Annotated in this window: 20 protein-coding genes and 1 pseudogene; 11 read left to right on the top strand and 10 right to left on the bottom strand. The window is 67.6% G+C overall.

Going from position 1 to position 17,734, the window contains the following annotated elements:
* Positions 1–7: 7 nt before the first annotated feature.
* From ACWD1Z_RS03975 to ACWD1Z_RS03995, 5 genes are read right to left on the bottom strand one after another with little or no spacing between them, the layout of a single operon-like run.
* Positions 8–916: a type II secretion system F family protein gene (locus tag ACWD1Z_RS03975; protein ID WP_451115461.1), complete on the bottom strand. Its 909-nt coding sequence runs from the start codon at positions 914–916 to the stop codon at positions 8–10.
* An 11-nt stretch (positions 917–927) separates the two neighbouring features.
* The gene (locus ACWD1Z_RS03980) at positions 928–1,899 is read right to left on the bottom strand and encodes a type II secretion system F family protein (protein WP_451115239.1); all 972 of its coding nucleotides are present in this window, start codon (positions 1,897–1,899) and stop codon (positions 928–930) included.
* A gap of 4 nt (positions 1,900–1,903) precedes the next feature.
* Positions 1,904–3,211 carry a CpaF family protein gene (locus tag ACWD1Z_RS03985; RefSeq protein WP_451115241.1) on the bottom strand — a complete coding sequence of 436 codons (1,308 nt, stop codon included), beginning with the start codon at positions 3,209–3,211 and terminating at the stop codon, positions 1,904–1,906.
* Positions 3,208–4,044 carry a hypothetical protein gene (locus ACWD1Z_RS03990; RefSeq protein WP_451115243.1) on the bottom strand — a complete coding sequence of 279 codons (837 nt, stop codon included), beginning with the start codon at positions 4,042–4,044 and terminating at the stop codon, positions 3,208–3,210. The genes ACWD1Z_RS03985 and ACWD1Z_RS03990 overlap by 4 nt, the downstream gene beginning before the upstream one ends.
* A gap of 17 nt (positions 4,045–4,061) precedes the next feature.
* The gene (locus ACWD1Z_RS03995) at positions 4,062–4,796 is read right to left on the bottom strand and encodes a hypothetical protein (RefSeq protein ID WP_451115245.1); all 735 of its coding nucleotides are present in this window, start codon (positions 4,794–4,796) and stop codon (positions 4,062–4,064) included.
* 434 nt (positions 4,797–5,230) lie between these two features.
* Between ACWD1Z_RS03995 and ACWD1Z_RS04000 the strand changes: the two genes are divergently transcribed.
* The 11 genes and pseudogenes from ACWD1Z_RS04000 to ACWD1Z_RS04050 all read left to right on the top strand — a co-directional run.
* On the top strand, positions 5,231–6,109 hold the full coding sequence (locus ACWD1Z_RS04000; RefSeq protein WP_451115247.1) for a hypothetical protein: 879 nt from the start codon (positions 5,231–5,233) through the stop codon (positions 6,107–6,109).
* A 69-nt stretch (positions 6,110–6,178) separates the two neighbouring features.
* Positions 6,179–7,180, top strand: a complete 1,002-nt coding sequence (locus tag ACWD1Z_RS04005; protein WP_451115249.1) for a hypothetical protein — start codon at positions 6,179–6,181, stop codon at positions 7,178–7,180.
* Positions 7,181–7,189: 9 nt separating this feature from the next.
* Positions 7,190–8,230: a hypothetical protein gene (locus ACWD1Z_RS04010; protein WP_451115251.1), complete on the top strand. Its 1,041-nt coding sequence runs from the start codon at positions 7,190–7,192 to the stop codon at positions 8,228–8,230.
* Between the two features lie 230 nt (positions 8,231–8,460).
* A complete protein-coding gene (locus ACWD1Z_RS04015) occupies positions 8,461–9,132 on the top strand; it encodes a hypothetical protein (protein ID WP_451115253.1) in 672 nt (223 codons plus the stop codon).
* Entirely contained in the window at positions 9,123–10,211 is a 1,089-nt protein-coding gene (locus ACWD1Z_RS04020) for a hypothetical protein (RefSeq protein WP_451115255.1), read from the top strand. Before ACWD1Z_RS04015 ends, ACWD1Z_RS04020 begins: the two co-directional genes overlap by 10 nt.
* Before the next feature lie 40 nt (positions 10,212–10,251).
* A complete protein-coding gene (locus ACWD1Z_RS04025) occupies positions 10,252–10,551 on the top strand; it encodes a hypothetical protein (RefSeq protein ID WP_451115257.1) in 300 nt (99 codons plus the stop codon).
* Entirely contained in the window at positions 10,548–11,906 is a 1,359-nt protein-coding gene (locus ACWD1Z_RS04030; protein WP_451115259.1) for a hypothetical protein, read from the top strand. Before ACWD1Z_RS04025 ends, ACWD1Z_RS04030 begins: the two co-directional genes overlap by 4 nt.
* 100 nt (positions 11,907–12,006) lie before the next feature.
* On the top strand, positions 12,007–12,336 hold the full coding sequence (locus tag ACWD1Z_RS04035; RefSeq protein ID WP_451115261.1) for a hypothetical protein: 330 nt from the start codon (positions 12,007–12,009) through the stop codon (positions 12,334–12,336).
* Positions 12,337–12,358: 22 nt separating this feature from the next.
* Positions 12,359–12,961 (top strand): hypothetical protein, encoded by a 603-nt coding sequence (locus ACWD1Z_RS04040; RefSeq protein WP_451115263.1) that lies wholly within the window; start codon positions 12,359–12,361, stop codon positions 12,959–12,961.
* Positions 12,958–13,548, top strand: a complete 591-nt coding sequence (locus tag ACWD1Z_RS04045; RefSeq protein WP_451115265.1) for a hypothetical protein — start codon at positions 12,958–12,960, stop codon at positions 13,546–13,548. Before ACWD1Z_RS04040 ends, ACWD1Z_RS04045 begins: the two co-directional genes overlap by 4 nt.
* 22 nt (positions 13,549–13,570) lie before the next feature.
* Positions 13,571–13,767: pseudogene (locus ACWD1Z_RS04050) on the top strand (hypothetical protein); the annotation flags it as partial.
* 79 nt (positions 13,768–13,846) lie between these two features.
* Here ACWD1Z_RS04050 and ACWD1Z_RS04055 read toward each other — a convergent pair.
* The 5 genes from ACWD1Z_RS04055 to ACWD1Z_RS04075 all read right to left on the bottom strand — a co-directional run bounded on the left by ACWD1Z_RS04055 (position 13,847) and on the right by ACWD1Z_RS04075 (position 17,460).
* The gene (locus tag ACWD1Z_RS04055) at positions 13,847–14,737 is read right to left on the bottom strand and encodes a hypothetical protein (RefSeq protein WP_451115463.1); all 891 of its coding nucleotides are present in this window, start codon (positions 14,735–14,737) and stop codon (positions 13,847–13,849) included.
* A gap of 5 nt (positions 14,738–14,742) precedes the next feature.
* The gene (locus ACWD1Z_RS04060; protein ID WP_451115266.1) at positions 14,743–15,438 is read right to left on the bottom strand and encodes a hypothetical protein; all 696 of its coding nucleotides are present in this window, start codon (positions 15,436–15,438) and stop codon (positions 14,743–14,745) included.
* Positions 15,438–16,754, bottom strand: coding sequence for a WXG100 family type VII secretion target (locus ACWD1Z_RS04065; protein WP_451115268.1), 1,317 nt, complete (start codon positions 16,752–16,754; stop codon positions 15,438–15,440). The genes ACWD1Z_RS04060 and ACWD1Z_RS04065 overlap by 1 nt, the downstream gene beginning before the upstream one ends.
* Before the next feature lie 2 nt (positions 16,755–16,756).
* Positions 16,757–17,068: a hypothetical protein gene (locus ACWD1Z_RS04070; protein ID WP_451115269.1), complete on the bottom strand. Its 312-nt coding sequence runs from the start codon at positions 17,066–17,068 to the stop codon at positions 16,757–16,759.
* Positions 17,069–17,157: 89 nt separating this feature from the next.
* Entirely contained in the window at positions 17,158–17,460 is a 303-nt protein-coding gene (locus ACWD1Z_RS04075; protein WP_186287136.1) for a WXG100 family type VII secretion target, read from the bottom strand.
* Positions 17,461–17,734 lie beyond the last annotated feature (274 nt).

Here is a 17,734-nt window from a genome sequence, read left to right on the forward strand (position 1 = left end):
GTCGGCGTCAGACCTGGAACACGCGCATGGCGGCCGGATAGATCAGGAACACCAGGAACCCGGCGCACAGCAGCAGCTGCGCCACGAGCATCGACTGGGACTTCTCGCCCGCGCTGCCCTCGATCTCGGCGAGTTCACGGTGTCGCATGGTCTCGGCGCGGGAGGCGAGGGACTCCCGGACCTTCGCGCCGTCGTCGGCGACCAGGGCCAACGACGCCGACAGGTCCTTCAGTTCCTCCACGCCCAGCTCCTCGCCGAGCGAACCCAGCGCCTGCCACTGGCTGGTGCCGGTGATCCGGGCGTCGGCGAGGGCGTTGCGGATGCGCTGGTTGGCCCAGCCGTCCGAGATCTCGGCCGCCGCCATCAGCGCCTCCGGCAGACCGCGTCCGCCGGCCAGGCTCATCGACACCAGGTCCAGATAGGCGCCGATCACCCGCCGCAGGTCGCGCCGCTTCTCGGCCGCGTCCCGCCGTACCTCCACATCGGGGAGGAAGAAGAAGAGGACCGCGAAGAGCAGGGCCAGCCAGACCGGGATGACCGGGCTGCTGCCGAAGCCGAGGGTCCAGACGACCGCGAACAGGAACGGGCCGAAGAACAGGCCCGCCATCCCCAGCAGCACCTTCGTCGCCAGGAACTTCTCCCAGCTGCGCTCCAGCACCGCGAGGTCCGCCCGCAGCGAGCGCTGCTCCCAGCCCTGCTGCAGGTAGAACTCGGCGACCCGGCGGCCGACTTCGGTCCGGGTCGAGGAGAAGCGGCCCGTGTCCTGTGTGGTGCGCGTCGATCCGTACGCCGCACCCCGCGACCGCATCGCGTCGATCCGCGCGACCTGGGCGACGGCGCTGCGCTTGGTCGGCATCAGGGCGCGGACGAGGGTGTACACGCCCAGTCCGAAGATCGCGCCGACGACGATCGGCATCGTCACATCGCTCACTGGCGTGCCCCCTCCTCCGGCTGGAACGGCGACGGCTGGGCGGCACCGGAGGGCGTCCGCGGCCGCACGAACTGCACCGACGCCTCATCGCGGACCAGGAAGCGCTCCGGTGTCTCGATCGTCGACAGCTTGCGCAGCCACAGGAAGCCGAGCGCGAACAGGCCGCAGACGCAGGCGAGGACGAGCTGGCCGACCGGGTCGCCGTAGGGCTCGACGAACTCGCGGTTGAAGACGGACAGTCCGAGTACGAAGGCCACGGACACCGCGACGACGATCTGCACCGAGCGCCGGGTGGACGCCCGTTGGGCCATCACGCGCTGACGCATGTCGACCTCCTCGCGGGCGGACTTGGCGAGCGCGCCGAGCACCTGCCGCAGACCGGGGCCGCGCAGCCGGGCGTTGAGGATGAGCGCGGCGACGATGATGTCGGCGGAGGCGTCGTCGATCTCGTCGGCGAGCTGCTGGAGCGCGTCGGGCAGCGGGGTGCGCGAGCGCAGCCGGTCGACGAGGGCGTCCAGGTGCGGCCGCAGCACCGGGGCCGCGGCCCGCGCGGACGCCGGGATGGCCTGCTCCAGGCCGACCGCGCCGGCGATGGTGTCGCGCAGCGACTCCGTCCAGGAGGCGAGCGCCTCCACCCGCTTCATGGCGGCCCGCTCCTCGGCGGCCCCGCCGAAGAGCCGGTCCCAGAAGAAGACGAGGATCCCGGCCGCGATGCCGAGCACCGCCCACCGGGTGAGCAGCAGGACGACCAGTCCTACGCCCGCGGCGAGCGACCCGCGCTGACCGGCGAACCGGATCAGTTCGTTGGCGCGCTCGCTCGCCCGCTGCTTCTCGTGCTCGGGCTTGGCGGGCAGTCCGCGTACGGCGATGAGGAGCAGCGCGAGTCCACCGCCGACGGCGACGCCGCAGACGAGCGCGTACAGGACGGTCGTGGAGAACAGGCCGCCCATGGAGCCGAGTTCACTCATGTGCTCACCCCCACGTTCCGGCGGGCCGGTATCCGTGCGCCATCAGGTCCTCCAGGCAGGCGAGCGGGGCGTGCGGTACGACGCGGCCGTCGGGCGCCTCGGCGAAGACCTCGCTGGACAGCACGCGGCCGTCGACGCCGTTGACCTCGCGGATGGAGGTGACCATGCGCTGGAGTCGGCCGCCGCTCTGGTAGTCGTTGCGCCGCTGGATGAAGACGACGAAGTTCACCGCGCCCGCGATCAGCATCTGGCTGGCCTCGATGGGCAGTCGCTCGGTCGCCTGCAGCGCGTAGGTGGAAATACGGTTGAAGACCTCGCTGGAGCTGTTGGCGTGGATCGTGGACAGCGAGCCGTCGTTGCCCTGCGACATCGCGTTGAGCATGGTCACGATCTCGTCGCCGAGGACCTCACCGACGATGACCCGGGAGGGGTTCATCCGGAGGCTGCGGCGGACCAGCTCGGCCATGGTGATGGCGCCCTGGCCCTCGGAGTTGGGCAGCCGCTCCTCGAACGCCACGACGTTCGGGTGGAGTTCGGGGAAGGTGTCGAGCCCCAGCTCCAGGGCGCGCTCGACGGTGATGAGGCGCTCATGGCCCGGGATCTCGTTGGCGAGGGCCCGCAGCAGCGTGGTCTTTCCGGCGTTGGTGGCGCCCGCGATCATGATGTTCTTGCGGGCGCGGACCGCGCAGGCGAGGAAGTGGCCGACCTCGGGGGTCAGCGTGCCGTTGCCGACGAGGTCGGAGATGAAGACCTTGCCCATGCGTGCGCGACGGATGGACAGCGCGGGGCGCCGGGCGACGTCCATGACGGCCGACAGCCGGGAGCCGTCGGGCAGCCGCAGGTCGAGCTGGGGGTTGGCGGAGTCGAAGGGCCGGGAGGAGAGACCGGAGTAGGCGCCGAGCACCTGGATCAGCTCGATGAGCTCCTCGTCGGTCTCCGCGACCGGGTCGCCCTTGACCTCACGGCCGTCGCTGTAGCCGACGAAGACCTGGTCGCACCCGTTGATGTCGATGTTCTCGACCTCGGGGTTGTCCAGGAGCGGCTGGAGGCGTCCCACCCCGAACAGTGCCGCGTGCACGGCCGCCGCGTACTGCTCCTCGGTCTCCGCGTCCAGCGGGGTGCGCCCGGCGTTGATCTCGGTGCGGGCGTACTCCTCCAATATCTGCGCGATGACGGCACGGGCGTACTGCCGCTCGTCCTCGCTGGACATCGGGGTGACGCCGCTGACCTGGTCCAGGCGGCGCTGTTCGGAGATGCGGTCGCCGGCCTCCTGCCGGAACCGCTTGACCAGCTGATGATCGACAGCGCTCATCGAGCCGGGCCGCCGTTCAGCTGCGCCTGGTGGGCCCATGCGGCGCCGTACTGCTGGTAGATGTCGGCCGCGACCTTGCGGGCCGAGCGGATCAGCAGCGACTTGTCGAGGCGTCCGCGCTTGCGGCCGGCCAGCTGGTCGGCGCCGCTGGGGTCCTCGGCGATGGTGCCGACGACACGGGCGCCGGTCTGGGCGTGCACGAGCATGTCGTTGACCTGGCCCGCGATCTTCGCGGCGTCGCCCGGGTCGGCGATGAGCACGACGCCGATCAGCGGGGTGGCGAGGCTCGCGGCGCCGCGCGGGCCGCCGTGCAGCTTGGCGGCGAGGGCGGCGGCGCGGTCCCGGACCCGGGCGATGGCCTCGGGTTCGGTACGGCTGATCAGCAGGACGAGGGCGGCGTGCGGGAAGAGTTCCACGGCCGGGGTGTCGCCGCTGATCCGGCCGCAGTCGGCGATGACGTCGGCGGGCGCGTGCGGGGAGTCGGCGAGGGCGGCGAAGGCGTGCCCGAGGGTGGGCCACAGCCCGGCCAGACCGGCGGCCTGCTCGGCGATGCCGAGTCCGACGAGGACCTCGAGTCCGCCGCTCAACGGCTGGACGTGGTCCCAGAGTTGGTCGGGCACGAGTCCGCGTCGCGCGGTCGCGGCTATGGAGAGCATGCCGGTGTTCGGGTTGAGCGGCCCGCCGTGCGCGGCGGCACTGCGGTACACCAGGTCGCCGCCCGCCGGGTCGGTCTCGGCGAGCAGGACGCGACGCGGCCAGACCGCCGAGAGGGCGACGGCCGCGGTGGTGACGCCGGGGGAACCCTTGTCGGCGGCGAGAGCGATGAGCGCCATGGGTGGTGTGCCGCCTTCTAGTTGCTGCCGGGGACGAGCACGAGGGCCACTTCGTTGTTGGAGGCGGCCTGGGCGAGGAGGGCGGCTTTGTCGGCGTCGACGGTGAGGGTGACGGCGAGGTTGCTGCTGGCGACGATGTCGTCGCCGCCCGCGCCCGGCACGGAGGTGACGGTGGCCTGGTCGACGATGAGGGTGTCGCTGCCACCGCCCGCGGCGGCGCCGCTGTCCTCCTCATTGGAGCTGGAGTTGGAGCCGCTGGTGGTGCCGACGCGGTAGGCGGCGACGGTGTCGCCCGCCTTCAGACCGGTGGGGTACTGACCGGCCTTGAGGGAGAGTCCTACGGTGGCCTTGCCCTCGGTGACACCGACCTGCTCGCTGAACATCTCACCGACGGGCACGACACCGGCCGGGATGGTGTGCACGGCCTTGAGCTTCTTCAGGCCGTCCAGCAGGTGCCACTCGACGTAGTGGATGCTCTCGTCCTCGGCGACCATCACGGAGGTGACGTTGTCGTCGGTGACGGATCCGCCGGCCGGGATCTCCTTGGTGACCTTGACGACCTCGATCCGGTCACCGGCCTGCAGCACGAGCATGGTCGCGCCGAGCGCGCCGACCAGGATCAGCAGCACCGCCAGTGCGGCCAGCGCGGGTTTGCGCTCGCGAGGAGGGGTGGGAAGCCGATCGCCGACCGACGGCTGAGCCGGAGCGGCGGAACGTCCAGCGCCCGCCCCCGTACGCTCTTGGATCTTCACGCAACCGCTCCCCGTACACCCAAGAAATTGTCTGCCACGACTGTCAAATTCTCTGCAATTCCGGACACTTCACCCGACTTCCCGCTTCATCGTCGCGGTCTGCGCGGATAGTCAGCAGCTGGGGTGAGTGTCAAGCCATGGCACCGTATCAGCCGCTCATAAGCCCCTCAAGACGCGTCCGGCCCCGTGGGGAGCGGTGGCGGGACTGTTACTCATCCGCAACTGGATTCCCTGGTGACCCAGTCGCACACGCGGTAGTGAGCTGCGTCCGCCTGTGCGGTAGCGAAGGGGAACCGGCACCGCGCCGCCTGTTCGTCACGCGGCGACCATGAGCCCTGCACGATTCACTCACGAGATGAACCTGGTCCACACCCACGAGTGAATCGAGGGCGTATGCCAGACCACTGTGCAGCGCCCCACCTAGCTTCAGCCCCATGGTCAGCTCATCCCACGAGGCGATGCATCGCATCTTCCAGGAGGATCCGGGCGTCTTCGCCCGGACCTTCCGGGCCCTGGACCTCCCCTTCCCCGACCCCGCCGCCGTGTCCCTGATGCCCACGGATCTCACCGAGACCAGACCCACGGAACGGCGCGTGGACACTCTCCTCAGGATCGACACCGAGTCGGGCGACAGTCACCTCCTGATCGTCGAGGCACAAGGCGAGAAGGACCCTCGCAAGCCCACCAGTTGGGCCTACTACGTCGCGCACCTCCGCGAGAAGTACGGCATCCCTCCGGTCCTTCTCGTGACGTGCCAGGACAGGCACACCGCCGCTTGGGCTTCGAAGCCGTTCAAGATCGGGCCCCCGCAGTGGCCCACTCTCACCCTGCGCGCCCTGGTCCTGGGCCCTCACAACGTCCCGGTCATCACGGATCCGTCCGCCGCGGCCCGGGACATCCCGCTCGCGACCCTGAGCGCCATCACGCATGGTAAGGATCCGAACGCTCCTGCCATACTGAAGGCCCTGGCTGTCGCCCTGAAGACCATCGACGAGGAGACCGCAAGGATCTTCGCCGAGCTCACCGAACTCGGCCTCGGTAAAGCCAGGGCCGCCGAGACCTGGAGGCAACTGATGTCCGTGGATCTGTCCTTCTTCCGCTCCGAGACCTCCCAGCGCCTGCGTGCCGAAGGCCGTGCCGAAGGCCGTGCCGAGGGTGTCCTCCTGATCCTCGACACACGCGGCATCGAGGTGACGGAGGCGGCGCGCGAGCGGATCACCTCCTGCACGGACCTGGACGCGCTCCGCACCTGGCTCACCCGGGCCGTGACGGTGGACTCCGCCGACGACCTTTTCGCGGACCCCGAAGCCTGATCGTCCTCTCCCCGTAGCCCGCGCCGCGACGAGTTTCGCACCAGCGAAGCCCTCAGTAGAGTGCCGCCGGTGACAACAGCCGACGGGATACGGGGGGCGGCGACGGTGAGCGCGCTGCGGGCATACGCCACGGAAGGGGGCCGGCTCGCGCGGGCACTCCTCGCGTTGTGCGCTCTCGTTGCAGCGCTGCTCGCGGCTTTTGCCACAGCGACTCCGGCCCGCGCCGACACCCAGGCGGCCTACCTGGCCGACCGTCTCCGGGAGAGCCCGGTGTACGTGTCCGACCAACTCCCGCGCGAGGTACCGAAGTCGATGACTCCGGACTTCGCCGAGGTGGCGAAGCGCACGGGCGTCCCGACGTATGTCCTGGTCCTGCCCGGCCTGGCGGCGGACAGGGAGGGCCTGCTCGGCGCTGTGCACGACCGACTGGACCGGAACGGGCTGTACGTCCTCATCGACGAGTCGTCGGTCACGTACGCCGCGGCCTTCGGGGTCAACGCGCCGGTCGATGAGGCCCTGGCCGTCTGCCTTTACGAACTTCCCTACGACGCGGGTCCGTTGCGCGAGTTCGAGCTGTTCGCGGAGGTCGTCGCCGACGGCGCCGGGAAGGCAGCGGACCGGGCGGAGGCGGCCCGGGAGAAGTACGGCGACGACGAGCCCGAGGAGATGTACATCGGGCCGTCCGACCGGGAGAGCCAGTCCTTCCTGACCGGGATGCTGCTCACGGGCGTACCGCTGCTGATCCTCCTGCTGACCCCGTACGTACGCCGGCTTCGCGGCCGGAAGGGCAAGCCCAGGCGCCGCTGGCTGGTCCCGGCGGTGGCGTTGGCGGCGGCTGCCACCGTCCTCCTGGTGGCGACGGCGGCCTTCGACCAGACCACGTCGAGCGCCTCCCCCCGCCCGCGGGCGATGGACCTCAACGTCCGGATCGACCGGGTCGCGCAGGGCCTGGCCGAGGACCCGGTGTACGCGGATCCCGAGAGCCCCCGAGTCCTGGACGCGGCCCAACTGGAGCGCCTGCACAGCCGTATCGAGAAGTTCCGGAAGTCCGAGGGCGGCGGCCCGGTGTAAGTGTCCGTCGTGCCGCAGCTGCCCGCGGACGAGTCCGAGGGGGACGAGGAGGCGTTCGCGGCCGCGGTCCACGACAAACTGGGCGAGGACGGCGTGTACGTCGTCGCCGATCCGGTGTACGGCTCCATCGAGGTCTTCAACCACGGCCTCCTGCTGGACAGCCTCGACCTCCTCTTCGACCTCCCCTCGTCCATCGCCTACGGCGACGACAGGGCGGAGGAGGCCGACGACCACCTGCTCGGTGAGCGCCTCGACGCCCTGATGACGGTCCTCGACAAGGCCCCGCGCACGGACCGGCCCGAGACCTCCGGCGAGCCGTACCCGGTCACGGACCCCGTCACCGAGGACGACCTTCCGCCCCTGTTCGGGACCGACTTCACGCCGGGGCTGTTCATGGGCACGCTCGCGGCGGGGGCGGTGTTCGGTCTGGTGGCGGCCGTCGTGGCGATCGTCCGGAGGGTGCTGCGGCGCCTCCGGCCGCAGCCGTTGCCGACGGCTTCGCTCCCGGAGGTGTCGCCGACCGAGCCGCCGATGTCGTACCTGCGAAGCACGGCACGGGTCGAACTGCGCGCGCTGACATGGGACTTCGAGTCCTCAGCCGCGGTGACGGCGTCGGATCGCCGGCCGGCGGACAGTCTCGACGCGGCGTTGCTGCTCCTCGACGGGGACGCGGGCCGTGTCGAGGACTCCTCAACGTCGGCCGCCACCCTGGTCGCGGTGATCGTGCTGGCCCGGGCAGGCCGTGCCGCGCTCGCGGGCAAGGGCTACAACCGCTGCTGCGCGGTCAATCCCCTGCACGGCCCGGCGGTCACGCGCCACCATGTGCGGGTCTCCGCCCAGGGCAGGCAGCGGCGGCTGCTGCACGTGTGCGGATTGTGCCGCGATACGGCGATCGCGACGCCGGCCGCCTTGCACACCCGGATCCTGACCTTGCCCACGAGCCGGGGCGCCCGGGTGCCGTACGAGGAGGCGGACGAGCTGCTGACGGCGGTACCCGAGGGTGTTCGGCGGCTGGTCGAAAGGGTGCGGGAGGCGGTGCGCGTCCCGTAACCCGTAGCTTCCGCGAAGCATGCACGTCGGACTCGACCCGGATCGCCCCCGCCGCCCGAGACCGACGTCACTTCCCACCGGATACGATTCAGGACACACACGGCGCACGATTTGCACCAGAAGTTTCCTGAACGCCCACCTCACAGGGCACGTTCCGCCTGGCGAACCGACCCGCCCCATAGATACCGTCAGTGCACTCAACTGCATCTGTATCTCACGGGGAGTCCACTGTGAAGCGCCGCTCTTTGCCCGTTGCTGCCGCGCTCGCCGCGACGGCGGCTCTGCTGCTGACAGCGTGTGGCAGCGAGGACGACAAGTCCAGCGACAACGACAAGATCGCCGGCGCCGAGCAGGGGACGGAAAAGCCGACGAAGTCGGCGCAGCCCTCCGGGGCCACGGCGCAGAACAAGCCGGACGGCGTGGATGTCTCCCTGCCGAAGGACATGAACCTGGTCTTCGACTGGGCCGAGCCGGAGGACGAGAACGAGGCTGCGGCGATGGCGGATACGGCCAACTTCTTCCGGGCCATCTATCGGGGCGTGAACAAGCGCACGACCGACGACGCCGCCCTGGCCGCCTACGCCACGGGCGATGGGCTGAGGTACGCGAAGACGCAGATCGACGTCAGGCTCGAAGGCGGCTGGACGGCAACCGGCACCCGACGCCACTACCAGGCCACCACCAGGTCCGCCTCCAACGGCAACTCGGTGGAGGTCGCGTTCTGCGTGGACTCGACCAAGTTCTACTCGAAAGAGGTCAAGACCGGAAAGGTCCTGAAGGGTGCGCCCAGCATCTCGGACTACGACCGCTTCAAGATCATCATGGTCAAGCTCCCCACCGGGGACGCTCTGTGGCAGGCGTCCAAGGTGTACGTCGAGACGAAGGCGGCGCAGTGCCAGTGAACAGGTCACGGCGTACGACCCTCACCACCGGCGCGGCCGCGCTGACACTGGCCTTGGGTGCCTTCGTCACGGAACCGGCCTTCGCGGGAGAACAGCCGGGGAACACCCAGGGCTCCAACACCGAGCAGTCGGGCGGCAGTGACGGCAACGGCATCTACGCCGCCGCCCGCATCCACTACTCCGGATCCGTAGCCAAGAACGGCGGCACCGGCAACGTCACCTCCGCCGACGTCAACTGGACGCCACCACCCTGCTGGTACGCCCCCTACCTCGGCGCCAAGGACTTCAAAGAGAAGATGTCCAAGGACATCGAAGGCCAGATGAACACACCCGGCATGGGCGGCCACGCCGGCGCCGCGCTCAGCGAGTTGCAGCGCCACTACGAGGACGAGTACGGCTGGACCGACACACCGGGCTACAAGGACTACAACGTCGAGAACGACGGCAAGGGCATGTTCTGGGCCGCCGTCGAAAACCCCGACGAGCCAGACCTGCTCAAGCGCAGCTCATGCAACGACCTCCCCTTCTGGGTCGAGACCGGCGAGCCCCCGCCACCCCAGTACGAACAGGCCATCACCCCAAAGATCCTCGCAGCCCTGGCCTACCAGCACATGGAGCTGCCGGACACCGAGGTCACTCTCGCCCCCGAGGCGGTCACCAAGGTGAACCTGCCGACATGGGCCTGGCTCGACAAGACCGTCTTCGACGAGATCCAGGCCACGGCCGCCATCAACGCCCCCGGCCTCAACCTCCAGGCCACCACCACAGCCAAGCCGGTAACCCTGAAACTGGAGCCCGGCACGACAGACGCCGAGACCTACCCGGCATCGGGCGAGTGCGCCATCAACACCGACGGCTCCATCGGCGAGCCCTACGCCAAAGGCAAGGCCAACAAAACCCCACCCTGCGGCCTGAAATACCTCCGCTCCTCCGGCGACGGCACCTACAACCTCCAGGCCACCATCACCTGGGAAATCACGTGGACGGGCACGGGCGGCACGGGCGGCGACCTCCCGAACGGCACCTACGGCAGCAACCAGGCCGTCACCGTCCAGGAAATCCAGGCCACCAACCGCTGACCGAAGAAGCGACACATCACACACAGGGGGAGGGTGCCCAGTGGCAGAGCCAGACCTGACAGTCGACTACGACTTCCTCGCGGAGTCCGAGAAGAAGCTGGGCCAGCTCAAGAAGACATTCGAGGATCTCGAGAACCGTCGTGACGACATGCGCCAACACTGGGGTGCCGGCTCGATGGCCGAGGCTATGGAGAAGTTCGTCGACAACTGGGACGACTACCGCACCAAGCTTGTCGAGGGCTTCGATTCGGTCGGCAAGCTCGTGGCCGGCACCAAAAAGGCATTTGAGGATCTCGACAACCAGCTTGCCAAGCGCGATGACCAGAAGCAGAAGAAGTGACACCAACATCAAAGCGCCGCCCGGTCGACTGGCAGCCGCTCTGTGACACCGATCCCGTACCCGGCGATCCGGAAGAGATCCGCGCTGAGGTCCGCCACATGGTGTCGGTTGCGAAGAAGCTCAGGGATCAGGCAAAGAACCTGCAGACAATCAGCAACGAGGACAAACTAAAGGGCAAATACGTAAACCGCCTGCGCGAGGAATCCTCGACCCTTGAGAAGCACATGCGGGAGGTGGCCAGTCGGTACGAGCGCGTTCACGGCCATCTCACCACGTGGGCCAATGAGTTGGAGGACTTCCAGTCCGACGCCGACAAGGTCCTGCGCCGGGCCAAGGAGAAGCAGGCCGAGATCGAGGCCGAGAAAGCCAAGGAGGCCGACTCGGGAGAGAAGAACACACCGAAGCCGTCTGTCAGCGGAACGGATCACGATCCTCTGCAGACGTATCGGAGTCAGCTGAACACCATCACCGGCGACCGTGACAGCCGAGCCGGCTACCACGCGGGAAAAATCAAGGACGAGATCGACGACGTCATTGAGGACTCGTGGTGGGACGACGTCAAAGGATGGGTTCATGACAACGCGGACTGGATCAAGACCGTACTCGACGGGTTGGGTTGGATCGCCACCATCGCCGGCATCGTGGCCATTTGGATTCCGGGCCTGAACGTTCTGGTCCTCGGCATCGCCCTGCTCACCATCCTCACCAGATCCCTACTGGTCGCCTCCGGCGACGCATCCTGGACCGATCTGGCCTTCGACATCGGCGGCCTACTCCTGATGGGAATTGGCCGCGGCGGCATCATTGCGCTCAAAAGCGCCGCCAAGCGCACCAGCGCGGCAGCTCAAGTTGCACGTACCGGCGGCCTCAAAGGGGGCCTGAGATCACACAAGGGAATGCTGGATGATTTGAGTAAGGCCATTGCGAACGCCAGGGACGCCGGATCGCGTAAATTTTACACGGACCTGCGCAATTACACCCTGAAGAAGATCTCCCGGGATACCGGTCTGGTCGCCAAGGAGCCAACGCCGGTTTCCGGACTTTCCAAGTGGATGCACGTGGGCGATGACGAGGCGCCCGGATTGTTCGGCCAGCTCCGTGCCAACAAGCAAGCCTTCCCGGACGCTGTCGCCGGCGGCGCCTCAAGGCTGGGACACGCAGGATACGCTGCGTCGGTGTTCGCCGGATACACCGGTATGGCCGTGGATGTCATGGACAAATCGCTGAGCAAGAGCGACTCCGTCGGCTGGCTGAACGAGCATGCGTCCTTCTTTCCCGGTGACAAGCCGTACAACGAGGACTACAACACATGGAAGGAAAGCGGCTGGATGCCTGAACCCGACACCCATTGGTGACACTTGACCACTGCGGGGAAGTTGCATCACAAACGGAAACTAGGCCGGATACATGTCATTTAGAGACCAACTGGGCGCAGGCGCAAATTATAGGGTTCGCGTGACCATCATCGGTGGACTCGTCTCCATTTTCCCCATGATTGCTATCGGAATTGTGGTTCCCGAATCCGGTGGTGACTTTCTGCTCTGGCTCTACTGGGCCATGCTCGCAGGCTGCTTGCTTTACCTCCTCTGGATCCTCTTCCAGAACCCAAGGCCCAGTCGGCGGCCACCCCTGCTGACCCGCGACCTCGCCATGGGGTGGGCTCTCGCGATCCCCAGCCTCCTCGTCTCCTTCTGGCCGGGAGTCATCGGCGCCCCGCTGCTCACCCTGCTGGTCGGCGCGACTTGGGCCGTGGAAAAGGTTGGACACCGCGATGCCACGTCCTGAGAACCCTGGGGAATCCACCAGCATGCCCACCGGGTTCAACCTCGTCCCACCGCCTGGATGGGACACGATTCCCCTCCAGACTGGCACGAGGGAGGCAATCCAACGGATCGTGCAAAAGTCGGTGACTCAGCTGCCCGTCGGGTTCCCGAAGGATGACATCCCCAAGGCGCGCATGCTCCTCACGAAGGAACTCAAAGACACGGTCCGGCAGGCCCGCAAGTCCGACGGCCTCACGCTCTACCTCCCTGTCGAGCGGATGCACGGAATGCTCATCCCCGCCTCCTTCATCGCCTCGGAGCCGCTGGGAGCGCCGACGGAAAACGTCGATCCCGACCGTGTCCTCCTTGACCTCGCCCGGGGGGCCGAAGAGGCATCAGCACGGGAACTCGACGGGACTGCCGCCGTACGCACCTTGCTGAAGATGCCGGCCGACCCCGCCAAGGGCGTCGAGGTACCGTCGTGGCGCGTGCAGTACACAGTGCCGATCCCGCACAGCCTCCCCGCTCAATGGTTGACGTTCTCCTTCAGCACACTGATCGCTTCCGGCATGGACATCGAGTTCACCGAGACCCTGGTGGAGCTTTTCGACGCCGTGATGACCACCTTCCGATGGAGCTACGCATGATGATCGTCGAGACCGACTCCGATCCGTCCCTCTGGTTTCACATGCCTCTGCACGGCACAAAATCGGAGTTCGCCCAGTGGCTGGATCTGCAAGTCGAAGCGACTTCTCTGCTCCACCAGCGAAGGCTCACCTGGCGTGAGAAACGGCAGATGAAGAAGTTCCTGGAAGGCTCCGCCGCCATGCTGCGGAATCGCGTCCAGGCCGAGCAGGCTTTCCTGTTCGGCCCGATGCCGCCTCAGGCCGCACCCTTGGTCCTTTTCGCCAAGCAGTTCGCGTGCGACGAGGCACACACACCTCTGCATCTGAGCATGATGGCCGAACCCGACCCCTCAACAGCGGATGCCAGCAGCCGCGTCGAGACCACGCCGTTCGTCTCTCCCCACTTCGGGGAAGGCCTCCGCTGTCTCCGCAGCTGGACGGCTCCAGACGGGGGTTTGATGCTTTCCGTCGCCTACGCCTGGAACGACCCGGTCCACAACATCGACCTGCTTCTGAAGGGCCACTACAACGATCCGGCGCTCCTTGAGGCATCCTTCGACGCCATCGACGACTTCGCCAAGAGCGTTCGGCTCCAAGCCACGACCTGACCGAACGAGCCACGGCGTCGACCAGCACATGGAGCTACCGGACTCCGAGGTCACCCTCGCCCCTGCGGCGGTCACCAAGCTGAACCTGCCGACGTGGGCCTGGCTCGACGTGCCGTCTTCCACGAGGTCCAGGCCACGGGCGCCATCAACGCCGACGGCTCCATCGTCGAGCCGTACGCCAAGGGCAAGTCCGACGAGACCCCACCCTGCGGCCTGAAGAGGATGTTTCACGTGGTGAGTTTTGCCAGTTTCTTGTAGCAGGTCAGGGCTGCAGCCACGTCCACTCCCCCCGCCCCCCTCAGTCGTGCGGGACTTCCTCGATCACCGTCTCCTTGAACCGCCACGAGCCCCGATTCCCCAGTGCCTCCGCCTTCAGGCCCAGCTCCCAGGCGATCCGGGCGGCCCGGCCGTGTGTCAGGTCGGGGTATTCCTCGGGGAGCACCTTGATGTAGCCGCGCCTGTCGGCAGGGTGGGTGCGCAGCGCCTCACGCAGCTTCTCCTCCTGCTCCGCAGCCTTGTACGGCTGCCCCACGGCGCCCGTCCCCTTGTCCTTCTGCGCGTCCCGGCGCCTCGCGGCGTCCGAACCGCGCCAGGTCATCCACGCGACGGAGCCGAGTGCGGCGAGGGCGAGCGCGCTGGAGCCGAGGGCTTCGGCGGTGGCGTCCACCTGGCCCGGCGTCTGCGGACGGAGGTCGCCGTCGGGGTCCTCGATCACCGTCAGCACTTGGCCGGCGTCGTAGAGGTCCGACGTCGTTTCCATTTCGGGGCCCGGGACCCGGGTACCGTCCTGATGCTCCAGCGTGTAGTAGGAGTGACGGCCCTTTCGCCCCTGGGCCGGATCGCGCCGTTCGCTCACTACCGTTGCGCTGACCTCCTCGCCCCGCTGTGCCAGCATGAGGTCGTCACGGGCGAGGTCAGCGACAACCACCGACATCGCAGACGTAATCACCATGAACAGCGCCGCGTAGGCACTCGATTCCTTGGCCCCGAGCTTCCGGATCAGCACGATCAGCAGCACGCCGTGGGCGATCCACAGAAGGATCTCAGCGACGGGCCCGAGATCGTCCGCCAGGACGAACAGCCCCGCGATCACGGCGAGTACATAGCAGCCAATGCCGACCGCCAGCAGAACCGGATAGCGGATACGCCTCATGTGCGCCTCGCCCTCTGCCCCTGCAAGGCCGCTCATGCTCGTCACTCCGTTCCTTCGACATTCGGGCCAGTGGCCTGCGGAGTGTTCCCTCCGCGCGGTTCGTCCACCGAGACCGACTTCATGATGCCGCTGAGCACATCGAGGTATTCAGTCCAGTGCTCGATGTCCTGGGTCATGAAGACGAACAGGGCCGACCCAGGTCCGGTCTTCAGCGGCACGCAGAACTGCACCTGCCGGACGGTGGCGGGTACGGGTTCGTCCAGACCGAAGAGTACGCCGGGGATCCGCAGGTCCTGATCGCGGATGCAGAGGGCCGAAATGCCGTAGGGCAGCATGACCAGCCCAACCTCGGCATCCGAATACAGCTCACGCCACTGGGCGGCCGTCCGTCTCGCGGACCCCTGTCTGTCCTGGCTCTGCGGGCCGGCCTCCGGCCTTTCGATCATCACGTAGAGCGTGCCCTGCGACAGCTGGTCCCCGGGCATGCGCAACAGGCAGCTCGACACGTGCTCGGCACCCGCCGCGATCATCGTCTGCAGGATGTACTCGCTCGACACCACGAGGCTGAGCCTCTGCTCCCCCGTGGCGTCGGCGAAGAGCATCTCGGCCGCTTCCGCCATGCGCAGCACGCGCGCCTCGGGGTCCTCGGCGAGGTCGAACTCCATGAAGCCCGGCGGAAGCTCGAACCAGAGGTCGGGTACGTCAGTGGGGGCGATCGGTGTTGCGGTGGGGGTCATCAGTCCGTCAGCTCCCAAGCACCCAGGCCGATGGCACTACCCACGGCCACGACTCCGCCGAACTTGCCTCCGCCCGCACCGGTGGCGATGTTGCCCACGCCGGTTCCCCAGGTGGCGGCGTCGTAGCGACCGGTGCTCGTCTCGTAGGCGTTGATGGCGGTGGGCGCCGTCCACGCGAGCTGTGCCGCGGCCTGAACACCCTCCGTGGTCGTCAGGGCGGCGCCGCGCGAGACACCCAGCTTGGCGGCGGCGGCCATGATCGGCTTGTCGATCACCGCTGCTACGGGGTCGGCGGCCTTCATGGCATTCTTCGCCACTGTGGAGCCGGTCTTGATACCGACCTTGGTGCCCGCGACGACGCCCCCGGCCCCTCGGCCCGCCTTGAGCCCGGCCGTGATTCCCGCCTTCGCGGCACCGACGCCGGGAATCATGCCCAGTGCGTCGCCCCCCAGGGTGAGCCAGTTGCCGATGTTGCCCCCGGTCGGCGGGAACAGCCCGCTCACTCCGTAGGACGCCGCGTGTGCGAAGAGCGCGACGGCGCTCAGCCCGATGGCCAGCGGGGCCAGCACCGGACAGAAGATGGCGATCACGCCGATGACGGAGGCCGCGACGGTGATCCAGTCGGCGTGGCTCTTGATCCAGTCGCCTATTGCGGCGAGTACGTCACCCACCGCCCCCGGCAGATCGGCTATTGCCTTTCCCAGATCCGCGATGGCGTCCCCGAGCTTGTCCCACATGCCGGGCTCGTTCGGGGCGATGTCCATGGCCTTCTTCAGGCGCTCGGCTATCTCTTTGCCGTACTCCCGGTAGTTGCCGGCCATACGGCGACCCCGGCGGCGGAGCTCCTCCAGCTCCTCCTCCTTGGCGCTCACCGTACGGCCTGCCGCCTTGACCTTGTCCTCGTGGTCGTCGGCGTCCTTGGTGTCGTCGTCAGCCTTCTTCAGCTTGTCGGACGTGTCGCGCGCGTTGCCCAACTGTTCACTGACCGCAGCCGCACTCGCCTCCAGCCGCACGGCGTCGGCCTGCTTGTTCTCCATGTACGCCGCCCAGTCCTCCAGGGCGGTGGCGGCAGCGTCGAACGAGTCGCGGGCCTCGTCCATGCGCGGGCGGAACTCATCGTCAAACTTCTCCCGGAAGGCTTCCGCCGCCTTCCCTTTCCAGTCACCGACCCCGGTGCCGTGCAGCACATGGCAGATCTCGACGAGCGCCTTCGCCGTCCGGCGGACCGTCTTGGCCACCTCGTCGGCCACCGTGTGATCACCGGGACAGGGCACGAAGCCCAGGGCCGGGAAACTCTCCAGTTTCGCCTCGGCCATGACTACTTGCCGCCTCCCTTGGCCTTGCCCTGGTTCTTGTTGGCCTCAGCCAGTTCGTGGTCCAGCTTCTCGAAGGACTCCTTGACCTTGAGCAGCGCCTCGGACGCCTTCTCCGAGAACTTCGTCAGCTGCTTGATGCCGTACGACCACTCGTCACCGAGGTCGTCCATGCGCTTGGCGAGTTCCGGCACCCCCATGGCGTCGCCGGTGACGTGTTCCATCTCCCGGCCCGGCTTCTTCATCAGCTCGGCTATGTGATCGAGGTTGTGTCTCACTCGGTTCAGGACCGCGTAGTCGGCCGACAAGTCGCTCATAAATGCCCCCGTTGTGCCATGTCCAGCTCGGTCACAGCGGTGCGGCGGCCCCGATCGAGGCCGCCGCCCCACGCGTCATCCGACGAACGTCACTTACCCCGAGCCTGCTTGGCCAGTTCGTCGTCGATCTGCTCGAACTTGTCCGCCGCCATGGTCAGGTAGTCCCCCATGCCGTCCAGACCGTCCAGCGTGTCCTTGGAACCCTGCACGAACTCCGTGAAGTTCTCGTCGAAGGCCTTGGAGGAGCTCTTCGTGACGTAGCCCGACTCGACCAGGTTGTTGATGTACTTCTTCAGGCCGTCGAGCTTCTCCTGGAGCCGCTCCTTCTCCTTCACGACATGCTTGGCAGCATCCCGCATGTCCTGATATGTGACGTCAAGGTCCTTGGCCATGAAGCCGCTCCCTCTCCACAACGCCGCAGGGCCAACCCCCGTGGCTCCCTGTTTGCGGTCCGACAGTGACCGGCCGGCCCCAACTCGGGTGCGCCAGCCGGTGTGATCGTCCGCTCTTGAGGCAGCAGCTTACGGGTGGGGCCTGAGGTGTCACATCCCGGCTTTGTGAACAAGCCGTCATGGCCCCGTCACAACAACTCCCGCACTTCGTTGCCATCGGGAAGACGGAACCCGCGACCGCCCCCTCCCGCTGTCGCCGCTCCGCGCCCAGCGG

It is taken from the genome of Streptomyces sp. NPDC002784 (genome assembly GCF_053592135.1).

Coding starts and splice junctions, on each gene's coding strand:
- ACWD1Z_RS04070 (WP_451115269.1), bottom strand. CDS start 17,068: ATGAGCGACTTGTCGGCCGACTACGCGGTCCTGAACCGAGTGAGACAC.
- ACWD1Z_RS03980 (WP_451115239.1), bottom strand. CDS start 1,899: ATGAGTGAACTCGGCTCCATGGGCGGCCTGTTCTCCACGACCGTCCTG.
- ACWD1Z_RS04040 (WP_451115263.1), top strand. CDS start 12,359: ATGCCCACCGGGTTCAACCTCGTCCCACCGCCTGGATGGGACACGATT.
- ACWD1Z_RS04060 (WP_451115266.1), bottom strand. CDS start 15,438: ATGACCCCCACCGCAACACCGATCGCCCCCACTGACGTACCCGACCTC.
- ACWD1Z_RS04065 (WP_451115268.1), bottom strand. CDS start 16,754: ATGGCCGAGGCGAAACTGGAGAGTTTCCCGGCCCTGGGCTTCGTGCCC.
- ACWD1Z_RS04045 (WP_451115265.1), top strand. CDS start 12,958: ATGATGATCGTCGAGACCGACTCCGATCCGTCCCTCTGGTTTCACATG.
- ACWD1Z_RS04000 (WP_451115247.1), top strand. CDS start 5,231: ATGGTCAGCTCATCCCACGAGGCGATGCATCGCATCTTCCAGGAGGAT.
- ACWD1Z_RS04055 (WP_451115463.1), bottom strand. CDS start 14,737: ATGAGCGGCCTTGCAGGGGCAGAGGGCGAGGCGCACATGAGGCGTATC.
- ACWD1Z_RS03990 (WP_451115243.1), bottom strand. CDS start 4,044: ATGGCGCTCATCGCTCTCGCCGCCGACAAGGGTTCCCCCGGCGTCACC.
- ACWD1Z_RS03985 (WP_451115241.1), bottom strand. CDS start 3,211: ATGAGCGCTGTCGATCATCAGCTGGTCAAGCGGTTCCGGCAGGAGGCC.
- ACWD1Z_RS04075 (WP_186287136.1), bottom strand. CDS start 17,460: ATGGCCAAGGACCTTGACGTCACATATCAGGACATGCGGGATGCTGCC.
- ACWD1Z_RS03975 (WP_451115461.1), bottom strand. CDS start 916: ATGCCGATCGTCGTCGGCGCGATCTTCGGACTGGGCGTGTACACCCTC.